Origin of the sequence: Paraglaciecola sp. (assembly GCF_030730205.1) — a bacterium.
Taxonomy (GTDB): Bacteria; Pseudomonadota; Gammaproteobacteria; order Enterobacterales; family Alteromonadaceae; genus Paraglaciecola.
This window is the reverse complement of record NZ_JANQVQ010000030.1, coordinates 55,082-66,113: the sequence shown is the minus strand read 5'-3', so window position 1 is coordinate 66,113 and position 11,032 is coordinate 55,082. Positions and strand designations below refer to the sequence as shown.

9 protein-coding genes are annotated in these 11,032 nt (G+C 41.7%); 2 read left to right on the top strand and 7 right to left on the bottom strand.

All coding sequences use genetic code 11. The annotated features are described in order from the left end of the window. The 3 genes from NWQ57_RS03515 to NWQ57_RS03505 form a co-directional block, all read right to left on the bottom strand. Positions 1–2,153, bottom strand: a 2,153-nt coding sequence (locus tag NWQ57_RS03515; RefSeq protein WP_306020673.1) for a malate synthase G, incomplete at its 3' end; no start/stop codon positions are given. A gap of 116 nt (positions 2,154–2,269) precedes the next feature. Then, positions 2,270–3,208 carry a LysR family transcriptional regulator gene (locus NWQ57_RS03510; RefSeq protein ID WP_306020671.1) on the bottom strand — a complete coding sequence of 313 codons (939 nt, stop codon included), beginning with the start codon at positions 3,206–3,208 and terminating at the stop codon, positions 2,270–2,272. 254 nt (positions 3,209–3,462) lie between these two features. Continuing rightward, a complete protein-coding gene (locus NWQ57_RS03505; protein WP_306020669.1) occupies positions 3,463–5,064 on the bottom strand; it encodes an isocitrate lyase in 1,602 nt (533 codons plus the stop codon). Between the two features lie 266 nt (positions 5,065–5,330). On the opposite strand from NWQ57_RS03505, the gene NWQ57_RS03500 reads away from it, so the two are divergent. Together NWQ57_RS03500 and NWQ57_RS03495 are read left to right on the top strand one after the other, a co-directional pair. Then, the gene (locus tag NWQ57_RS03500; RefSeq protein ID WP_306020667.1) at positions 5,331–6,293 is read left to right on the top strand and encodes a chemotaxis protein CheV; all 963 of its coding nucleotides are present in this window, start codon (positions 5,331–5,333) and stop codon (positions 6,291–6,293) included. Positions 6,294–6,415: 122 nt separating this feature from the next. Continuing rightward, positions 6,416–7,708: an alkaline phosphatase gene (locus NWQ57_RS03495; protein WP_306020666.1), complete on the top strand. Its 1,293-nt coding sequence runs from the start codon at positions 6,416–6,418 to the stop codon at positions 7,706–7,708. 90 nt (positions 7,709–7,798) lie between these two features. On the opposite strand, the gene NWQ57_RS03490 is transcribed toward NWQ57_RS03495, so the two are convergent. The 4 genes from NWQ57_RS03490 to NWQ57_RS03475 all read right to left on the bottom strand — a co-directional run bounded on the left by NWQ57_RS03490 (position 7,799) and on the right by NWQ57_RS03475 (position 11,026). After that, positions 7,799–8,500: a VC0807 family protein gene (locus NWQ57_RS03490; protein WP_306020665.1), complete on the bottom strand. Its 702-nt coding sequence runs from the start codon at positions 8,498–8,500 to the stop codon at positions 7,799–7,801. An 89-nt stretch (positions 8,501–8,589) separates the two neighbouring features. Continuing rightward, entirely contained in the window at positions 8,590–9,156 is a 567-nt protein-coding gene (locus tag NWQ57_RS03485; protein WP_306020664.1) for a rhomboid family intramembrane serine protease, read from the bottom strand. 76 nt (positions 9,157–9,232) lie between these two features. Continuing rightward, on the bottom strand, positions 9,233–10,396 hold the full coding sequence (locus NWQ57_RS03480) for a glutathionylspermidine synthase family protein (protein ID WP_306020663.1): 1,164 nt from the start codon (positions 10,394–10,396) through the stop codon (positions 9,233–9,235). Positions 10,397–10,411: 15 nt separating this feature from the next. Further along, positions 10,412–11,026: a DUF1190 family protein gene (locus NWQ57_RS03475; protein ID WP_306020661.1), complete on the bottom strand. Its 615-nt coding sequence runs from the start codon at positions 11,024–11,026 to the stop codon at positions 10,412–10,414. Positions 11,027–11,032 lie beyond the last annotated feature (6 nt).

The window sequence follows — 11,032 nt, the reverse complement described above, 5'->3', positions numbered from 1 at the left end:
TTCATCTCTCTTCGCTTGGCATGCAGCACCGGCTCTGTGTAACCATTAGGCTGTTCTTTTCCCTTAAATATCAATTCTTTGGCGGCTTCGAAGGCTATAGAGTTTTCAATGTTGTCGGTCATTGCAATGTACTCTGGATCATTGGCATTTTGCTTATCTACCAGTGCTGCCATTTTTAACATCGAAGCGTTTACTTGCTCATCTGATACGATCTTATGTTCGAGCCAATTAGCAATATGTTGGCTTGATATGCGCAATGTGGCACGGTCTTCCATTAAGCCTACATTATTAATGTCAGGTACTTTTGAGCAACCAACACCTTGATTTACCCAGCGCACTACGTAACCTAAAATTCCTTGAACATTGTTGTCTAATTCCTGCTGAATGGTAATTTCATCGAGCACCACTTTAGGATCAAGCAATGGTATATCGAGTATGGCGTCGAGCATCCCTTCACTGGCTAGTTCAAGTTGTGCTCGTTGGTTAAATACATTCACTTTATGGTAGTGCAGTGCATGTAAGGCAGCTGCTGTAGGGGAGGGCACCCAAGCGGTATTCGCGCCGGATTTAACATGGCCAAGTTTTGCTTGCATCATATTGGCCATTTGGTCAGGAATGGGCCACATACCTTTACCGATTTGTGCTTTACCTGACATGCCAGTTTGCATGCCATTTATTACGTTTAACTTTTCATAGGCCGTCAACCAAGGTCTGGTTTTTATTTCGGCTTTTGGGGCAAAGGGGCCCAGTAACATAGAGGTGTGAATCTCGTCACCGGTTCTATCTAAAAAACCGGTGTTAATGAACACCGCACGGTCTTTGGCGGCATAAATACACGCTTTTAAATTAACACTCGTACGGCGTTCTTCATCCATAATCCCCATTTTTATTGTGTTTAAAGGTAAGTCTAAAATCTCTTCAACTTTGGCAAATACCTTGTCACTAAAGGCAACTTCTTCAGGTCCGTGCATCTTAGGTTTAACGATATAAATGCTATTCGCTTGGCTGTTTTTATATTTTCCATGGTCAAGTAAATCGTGTTTGGCAATCAAAGAGGTAATAACCGCATCCATTAGTCCCTCAGGCACTGGTTCGCCTGCATATAATATGGCGTCATTTGTCATTAAATGTCCGACGTTACGGATGAACATCAAGCTTCGCCCCATCAGACTAAATTGATTACCGCTAAAGTCACGGTAGCCCCGGTCTGGGTTGAGTGATCGAGTGAAGGTTTTGCTACCTTGTTGAACATCAGCACACAGGTTGCCTAAAATGAGTCCCAGCCAATTTTTATATACAAGGGTTTTGTCTTCGGCATCAACCGCTGCCACAGAGTCTTCACAGTCCATAATCGTGGTCAATGCGGCCTCAACGATGACATCTTTTATTTTGGCAATGTCGCCACTGGCATTGGGTTTATCACCATCAAAATCAATTTCAAAGTGCAGATTATTATGCACAAATAGCAATGCGGTGGGTTGCGTTAAACTACCAGTAAATCCCTTTAATTGACTTGGGGCTTGCAAGGTCGTTGTGCTGCCGTCTTTAAGCGAAACTGTTAGCTCACCGTTAGATAGCGCATAGCGAATACTATCAATATGGCTGCCAGACTTAAGCGGGAGCAGGGTATCAAGCCAATCGCGGACATAAGCGACGACTGCCTTGCCTCTTGTTGGGTTAAACGCTTTCGTTTTAGCCTTGCCCTCATCTTGGTCGATGATGTCTGAGCCGTATATCGCATCATATAAACTGCCCCAGCGGGCATTAGCGGCATTAATCGCAAACCGAGCATTGTTGATTGGAACAACTAGTTGAGGGCCTGCCATGGTGGCGATCTCGGGATCAACATTAAGCGTACCAATTGAAAAGTTCTCTGGCTCTGGCACCAAATATCCGATATCTGTTAAAAATGATTTGTAGTCAGCCAGCGAAGGCGTTTTGTGCGTGACGCAATATTCATCAATTGATGTTTGTAAGGAGTCTCTTTTTTTCAATAATTGTTTGTTCTGCGGGATCATGTCCGCTAACAGCGTTTCAAAACCTTGCCAGAAAACCGGCTCAAGCAAGCCAGAATTGGGCAATACTTCTTGACTTAAAAATTCGTGTAATTGTTGCGCAACGTGCATATTGCCAAACTGGATGTAATTTTTCATGACGTACTCATCTTGTGGTTACCCTAAGTCCATACTATGCAAGTTATGCTATATTGTTTAATTTATGCTAAGCATAATAAGTATTTTTATTGTGAATGAAGGTGGTGGCCCTAACTCTAACTTAGCTCTGCACCAATATCGGTGATGAGCCGTCTTAGCCAAATATGCCCTGCGTCATGTTGCAAAAGTGCGCTCCACGCCATTTTTAACGCAATGGGGGGGATGTCAAAGGGGGGGGGCAATATCACCATTTCAGGATCATTTTTATAAAGATTAGCGGCTTTTGAAGGTAAGGTTGCCACTAAGCTTTGTGCCTTTGCCAGCTGCAGCGCCACATGATAATGGCGAGTGAATACACAAATATCTCGTTTTTTGCCGATTTTAGTTAACTCTGCGTCTACCCAACCAAGTTTTTGTACTTCGGTAGGATCTATGCCTACGCCCACTCCAAAGCCTGTTTTACTCACCCAGATATGGCGACTGCCCAAATAGTTATTTAAGTCAAACTGCTTAACAATCGGGTTGTCACTTTTTACAACACAAGAAAAACTATCGTACCAAATCACTTTTTGATGGAAGGACAAAGGTAATTCTTCAAAGCGATTAATTGCCATGTCTACCCGGCCTTGTTCAACATCATGGAAGGTGACATCGCTTGGTGTAATTAAATCTAAGGTAATATGAGGTGCAAATACACTTAAGCGACGAATAACTTCGAGTAATAAAGTCGACTCGGCGTAGTCACTGGCCATGATGCGGAATGTTCGGGTACTGGTTTGCGGGGTAAATTCAGTTTCGGGTTGAATCGCCGACTCCAATTTAGACAGCACATCTCGGATAATCGGCTGAAGTTCTGCGGCGCGTTTAGTGGGAGTCATGCCGTCGCTGGTACGCACCAGTAAAGGGTCTTTAAACACATCACGCAAACGTTTTAAACCATTGCTCATTGCAGGTTGAGTGATACTCAGATGATTTGCTGCTTTGGTGACACTGCCTTCTCTGAGCAAAACATCGAGATAAACCAGCAAATTTAAGTCTATTTTAGCTATATTCATTTACATGATGCTCCGTAGTTTAGTATTTAGTTGATGAATTCTACTAGTCTAGATAAGGATTACCAGTAAAAATAGTAATTTTCATTGGTTTAATTAACTTTATTAAAAACAATAGTTTAAGTTTGATTTGAAAAATGTTCTGTGTGAGGAAGCAAAAGATTAATGAGCGATAGATTGAATGGCGAGAGTAGAAATAATAAATAAAAATGATAGCGAGCTATGAGTCGCTCGCTATCAAAATAAGTGCTAAGAAATTAAGCGATCATGTCAAACTGATTCATGGTGTTGTCTTTGCCTGAGGCCTTAAGGGCTTGTTCACCAGAAAAGTATTCTTTGTGATCATCACCTAAATTAGAACCCGCCATTGCTTGATGTTTAACGCAAGCTAAACCTTGGCGAATTTCTTGACGTTGTACGCCTTTCACATAAGCCAACATACCTTCTTCACCAAAGTACCCTTTTGCTAAGGTGTCAGTAGACAGTGCTGCAGTGTGGTAGGTCGGCAAGGTAATCAAATGATGGAAAATACCAGCTTCTCGAGCCGCATCAGCTTGGAAGGTTCTGATTTTGGTATCAGCTACAATAGCTAACTCAGAATCGTCATAGCTTGAAGACATTAAGGCATCACGTTTGTAAGCGCTTACGTCTTTCCCTTCTTCTAACCATAAATCAAAGATCTGCTGGCGGAAGTTTAGTGTCCAGTTGAATGAAGGTGAGTTGTTATAGACCAGTTTTGCATTTGGAATTGTCTTTCTTATAGCACGTACCATGTCTCCAATTTGACCCACATGCGGTTTTTCAGTTTCGATCCACAGTAAATCCGCACCATTTTGTAAAGAGGTAATGCAATCCAGTACAACGCGATCAAAACCACTGTTGTCTTTAAATTTGTACAGACCATTAGGCAAGCGCACTGGCTTAACAAGTTCTCCGTTTTGTTTTAATACCGAATCGCCTTCATTAAGATCGGCCACAGAATTCACTTTCGATGTTTCTAAAAAGCTATTGTACTGAGCGGCCAAATCGCCAGCACTTTGTGACACCGGAATTTTTTGCGTCAAGCCAGCGCCTAGTGAATCTGTGCGAGCAACAATCACCCCATCATCTACACCAAGTTCTAAAAATGCATAACGTACGGCGTTAATTTTTGCTAAAAAGTCTTCGTGAGGAACAGTGACTTTGCCGTCTTGGTGACCACATTGTTTCGCATCAGATACCTGATTTTCAATTTGTATACAACATGCACCCGCTTCAATCATTTTTTTAGCGAGTAAATATGTAGCCTCTTCGTTACCAAAACCTGCATCAATATCAGCAATAATTGGCACCACATGAGTTTGATAGTTTTCTATCTTTGCTAAAACATCGTCATATTCAGCGGAATTTTCGGGTGCTTTATCTAACTGTTTAAACAATTCACCAATTTCACGAGCGTCGGCTTGACGTAAAAAAGTGTACAGCTCTTCAATCAAGGCTGGCACAGTGGTTTTTTCGTGCATAGATTGGTCAGGCAAAGGACCAAATTCAGAACGCAGAGCTGCAACCATCCAACCAGAAAGATATAAATAACGTTTGTCTGTTGTGCCATGGTGTTTTTTAACCGCCAACATTTTTTGTTGACCAATAAAACCGTGCCAGCATCCTAGTGACTGGGTGTACTTGGCAGAATCTTGATCATAATCAGCCATGTCTTTACGCATAATAGCAGCGGTATATTTAGCAATGTCCAGACCTGTTTTAAATCGGTTTTGCATTTTCATACGAGCTGCATACGTAGGGCTAATTGCATTCCACGTACCGTTTTGTTCAGAAACTAATTTCTCAACTGTAGCCATATCTTGTTGATATTGTGACATAAGGATGGTCCTTTAATAGTAGGGTTAAACAGCTTGGAGAGCTGATTCACGTTGCGAAGCTCTCCGCGTTGAAAACATCCTATGTCAAAAATAAGGTATACAGGAAGAGTATATATTTCATTTTCAATATTCATTGTGTGAATGTTGTGGCGTGGTCCATGAAACTATTAGGTAAATTGTGAAATCAGTGGCTACTATTTATTAATGAGAATGTAGCTTAATATTCGATTACTATTAGGCATCAGCGAATTCGATGGTGGAAAAATATGTCAGAGTTATTAGCATCAATTGATTTAAGAACCCAGTTAGTGGGCGAGAATCGACTAGAATTATTGATGTTTAAATTAGGAACAAGGCACACTTTTGCGCTAAACGTGTTTAAAGTACGCGAAGTGATCACCGTGCCCTCACTAAATCATTTGCCGGGCTCTCACGCTAATTTAAAAGGTGTCACTAATTATAGAGGCGCTTCAATTCCCATTATCGATTTACGCGCAGCTATCAAGATGGGTGGTAAAGATGACTACCAGCCAGGCAATGTGATCATCACCGAATACAATCGTAGTGTTCAAGGCTTTTTAATCGGCCAAATTATGAACATTATTAATACGTCTTGGAGCAATATACAGCCTCCTCCGACAACAGCAGGGAAAAACAATTACTTAACAGCTATTACCCAAGTCGATATCGAAGGTAAGCGAGAATTAGTTGAAATTATTGACGTTGAGAAAGTACTCGCAGAAATCATTGAATACGATACGTCTATCTCTGCCGACATTCTTGATGATCCTGTCTCTAAACATTTGAAAGGCAAAAAAGTCTTGATAGTAGATGATTCAGCCACAGCCCGTTGGCAAATAAGAGAAACGTTGCAGCAACTTGGTATTGTCATCATTGAAGAAAAAGACGGTTTAAAAGCCCTAAATAAACTCCGACAATGGGCTGATGAAGGTAAAAAGGTCACAGATGAAATACTTATGATGTTCACAGACGCCGAAATGCCCGAAATGGATGGGTATCGCTTAACCGCCGAGGTGCGTCAAGACCCCCGTATGAGCGATCTATTTATTGCTTTAAACACATCCTTAAGTGGTAGTTTTAATGAAGCGATGGTGGAAAAAGTTGGCTGTAATCGGTTTATCTCAAAGTTTCAACCTGATTTGTTAGTTGAGGTGGTACAACAGCGAATGCGCGAAGTCCTCAATTTAGATGGGCCCACAACGCCGTAGATTTTTTACTATCAGACTGGCGTTACTGAAAAATTGTAAACATGTTTGTTTTCAATACCTTTTGCTGCACATCCTAGCTTATACTCCGAACTGATTACTATCTAAAACGTCACGGAGAATCGATGAAAAAGAGTGCAATATTATTGTTGGCGGGGCTGTGTAGCCAGCTAAATGCCAATCCGATGCCCAAAAATATCATCATGGTGGTTGGCGACGGAATGGGGCCAGAATACACAACAGCTTACAGAATGTTGATGGATGACAAAGCCACTCCTGAAGTCGAGTTAACCATTTTTGATAAACTACTTGTTGGTATGGCAAGTACTCACCCAGTGCACACCGAAGGTTTTGTAACCGATTCGGCCGCAGGCGCAACAGCCCTCGCAACTGGGGTGAAAACCTATAATGGTGCTATTGGCGTTGATGCTAATAAACAGCCTGTGCCAACTGTACTTGAATACGCAAAACTACAAGGCCTTAAAACTGGGGTTGCGGTCACATCGCAAATTAACCACGCTACGCCTGCTGGATATTCTGCCCATAATGTCAGCCGCCATAACTATGATGAAATAGCCAATAGCTATTTTGATGAAAAGTTAGATGGCAAATTTACACTTGATGTCATGTTAGGTGGTGGCTGGAAATACTTCATTCGAGACGACAGAAATTTAGTCGAAGAGTTTAAAAATGCAGGCTATCAATATATTGATAAACTGCAAGATGTAGAGCAATTGAAAGCCAATACTCCAACCCTTGGGTTATTTTCTGACGTTGGTATGCCTTGGGCCTTAGATACCCCAGAAAAACAGCGTTTACCTTTGTTAGTTAAAACCGCTGTCAAGCAATTAGAAAATGACGCGGGTTTCTTTTTACTGGTTGAGGGAAGCCAAATCGATTGGGGTGGGCACTCTAATGATATCGCCGCATCAATGGGCGAGATGCACGATATGGCATTAACGTTGATGTGGTTGTCTGAGTATGTCGATGCACATCCTGATACCTTATTTGTTGTGACAGCCGATCACAGCACTGGGGGCATGACGATAGGCGCGAGGGGAGAATACAACTGGCAACCTGAATGGCTAAAAAATCTTAAAAGCTCACCAACTACTATCGCTATGCAGTTAGTTAAAAGCGAGGATCGTATTGCTACTGCTAATGAGCAATTAGGATTTGAGTTAAATAAAGAAGAACAAACCCAGCTTAACAATATTGATTCGAGTGACTACAAGGTGTTTTACTCTGCATTAAAGTCTATTTTAGATCAGCGTACTATCACGGGTTGGACGACCACAGGCCACACAGGTATTGATGTGCAAGTATTTGCTAAAGGTCCAGGAAAAGATCTATTCAAAGGGCATGTAGACAACACCGACATCGCTAAAAATGTGTTTAGTTTATTGGGTAAAAAGTAAAATGTGAGTTAAACCGCAATTGTAAAAAAGCCCCCAGAAGTTGAATATTCCAACTATTGGGGGCTTTTTTTTATGTGCTATTTTCTCGTATTATTTTCCATCTACTAAGAAGTGATCGAGATCTTGTCCAGTTAACTTTTTGATTTGCGAAAACACGTACCATAGCGCCCCAAGTAACATAACCATGCTAGGAATAACGATAACGGGGTAACTCAAGGCCGTCATATGGCCAAGCTCTTCGGTGTACTCAGTACTTCCAGGAGGGCTAACGAGTATGACTTTTGCTAAAATATAGTTCAGTGCTGAGGACATAAAAAACGAACCCGCAACAATATAAGAGCCAATAGCCAGCTTCTTTTCGAACAAGGCTGATTTACCGCATGCCGCCAGAGACTGATTGAGATTGTGCCAATTTACAATCTGCTCATTCAGCACAAGTACTTTGAGCAAGGGTTTACTAGTACGTTGAGTGATTAATACTGCTAATCCAATCAGCGCTGGGATCGCCGCCTCTTTTATTGCGATGTATTCAGCAGGCAATTTCAATAAGCTAATACCACCTGTGAGTATGACACTGACGATGCCAAGTACCGAGAAAGCGTTTACTTTGCCCGATTGTTTTAAATCCCATAAACCAAAGCCAATAGGAAATATTAACGCCACTACAATACTCCAAGCGGGCCCGAGGCTATCTTCACCGCTGAGTTTGGTCATAATCAATACAGGAATTATGATGTTGAAGGCTAAATTACCTAACATTCCTCCTGGTTTCTTTTCGTTCTTTTCGCTCATTGAATACCTATTTAACAACGCTAATTACCTTTTCATTATAGGTTTTTTGTTGTACCAGACCTATTAAAACTTTTAGTTAATCGCTAGGATTAATTTGTAGGCTTTGCCCATAATTTCGCGGCTATGATACCCGTGATAAAGCCAAACAAATGTGACTCCCAAGACACAAATGAACTGGTTGGCATCACCCCAAAAATGAGTCCTCCGTAAAAAAAGGCGACAACTAACGAGATGATCAACAATTTAAAACTTTTGCTCAAAAAGCCCGCGACCAATAAAAAGCCAAAATAACCGTAAATGAGTCCGCTGGCACCGATATGACTAGCGGAGCGGCCAAATAGCCACACTAAGATGCCAGACAACACTATGATCCAAAGGGTAACAAGCCAGTATCGTTTTGTACCGTATTGCAAGGTTAGGTAGGTAAAAATAGCCAAAGGAATAATATTAGAGAAAAAATGCTGCAAGCTGCCATGTAAAAATGGACCAAAGATAATACCTTTTAAACCCGGAACATAGCGCGGGATATTACCAAATTGATTGAGCGCCCTTGCACTTAACAGGTTAATAATTTCAATAGCCGAAACGAGCGCTATTACCGTCACTACCCACTTTATTTGTTGCTTAGTGTCTAGATTTTTCCAACGTAGATTCATGTTACAGAGTTCAATACCGTTTGCTGACTTGTTTTATATTTTGAGCGCATTTGCATTTAAAAGCAGTGTCAAATTGTCACAAAATAATATGGGGTAAATACCGCGATAAATCTTGGGTAATAAGTGATTTATCTTCGCGAATCGAGATACCTGCAGGTTTGTCATCCACTAACCATGAGCCGATTAATGTATGATTTTGACCGAAGGTAGGTAAGGCGTGAAAGGCTTGATAAATAAAGCCTTCTTGGCCATAGGGGCCTTGCCCTTCAATTGTGGTGCGACCTTGTTCTATTACGCTGATATTGGCGCCTTCACGGGAGAACAAAGGCTTTTTAACCAGCTTTTGCTCTTTTGCCAAGTGTAATTCATCTTCAAAATATGAAGGGAGTAGATTGGGATGATTAGGAAACAGTTTCCATAACATGGGTAATAGGGCTTTATTTGACAAGATAGACTTCCATAAAGGCTCTATCCAATTGACTTGGGCAGGCATAATGAAGGAAGCAAACGCTTCTCTTTGCATAAATTCCCACGGATACAGTTTAAATAATGTATCAATGACGCAGTCGTTCAAATCGGTAAAGTGCTCACTTTCACTGATGCCAATATCTTCAATAAACACAAATTGACTGATGAGCCCCGCCTCTGACGCGCAGTCTTGTAAATATTGCACGGTGCCTCTGTCTTCTACTGTGTCTTTGCAGCAAGCAAAATGCATTGAATCAATTGCATAATGCTTGGCCATTTTAGCAAACTGGTTAATCAGTTTTTCTTGTAAAGAATTAAACTGATCCGCTCGCCTACTGAGCTTGCCTTTGTCTACTTGCTCTTCTAACCACAGCCACTGCCAAAAGCCTGACTCATATAAAGAGGTGGGGGTATCTGCGTTGTTTTCAAATAATTTAGCTGGGCCGTTTCCGTCGTAAGCAAAATCTAAACGCGAATAAAGACTCGGGTCTCTATTGGTCCAAGAATCTAAGATAGGTTGCCAAAACAATTCCGGTATTTGAAACTTCTTTAGCCATGCATCGTCTTTGACGACGTGGTCGACCACAGCCAAACACAGTTGGTGAATTTCTTCGGTGGGATCTTCAAGATCTTTTTCTATTTGTTTGAGAGTAAATTGGTAATAGGCGCTCTCATCCCAATAGGGCTCGCCTTGCATGGTATGGAACGTAAAACCAAACTCAGAGGCTTTTTTACGCCAATTATCCCTTTCCTGAATGTCTACTCTAAGCATAAATAAACGCTATTATTAGCTGCCCCAACTACTTTTTGATGAGCTGCTACCCCAACTAGATTTTGCTCTTACACTGCTACCAAAACCGCCTCGGCTCATGGTTTTACTGACCGCAGGTTTTGCTTTAAAGGCGTCTTTATTAACCCGCATATTGCGTTTGCGGGTGTCACCAAAATCATAACCATCTGAGCCAACCCAGCGATTTCGATACGAAGAGTAGGGTGAGTAAGAGGTATACATTGGCTGGCTATAATAACCGCGAGGCGATAGTAAATTACTTAACATGTAACCGGCCATGAAGGGCATAAAAAAAGAGCCACTTTCTTGGCGTACTACTTGGCACTGATTTGCCCCAAATTCTGCTTCACAATCTCTGGCTGAAGCGTACTTTGGCCCGGTGCGCTGTGCTTCAACAAGTGCGTCTTGATAGGCGGTGTTGCATTGTTCAACCATACCTGGATTGGCTTGGGCACACTCATCTGCATTGGTGTAAATGGTCGCGTCTTGTTTTTCTTCGCCACATGCACTTAAAAAAATGGCGGCAATACCTAAGGCCAAAGGCTTAACGGTAAACCCTTTGCGCATTCTAGACAGATTAATAGACTTTGAGCGTTTTAGCGTAGCTGGCATAAACCC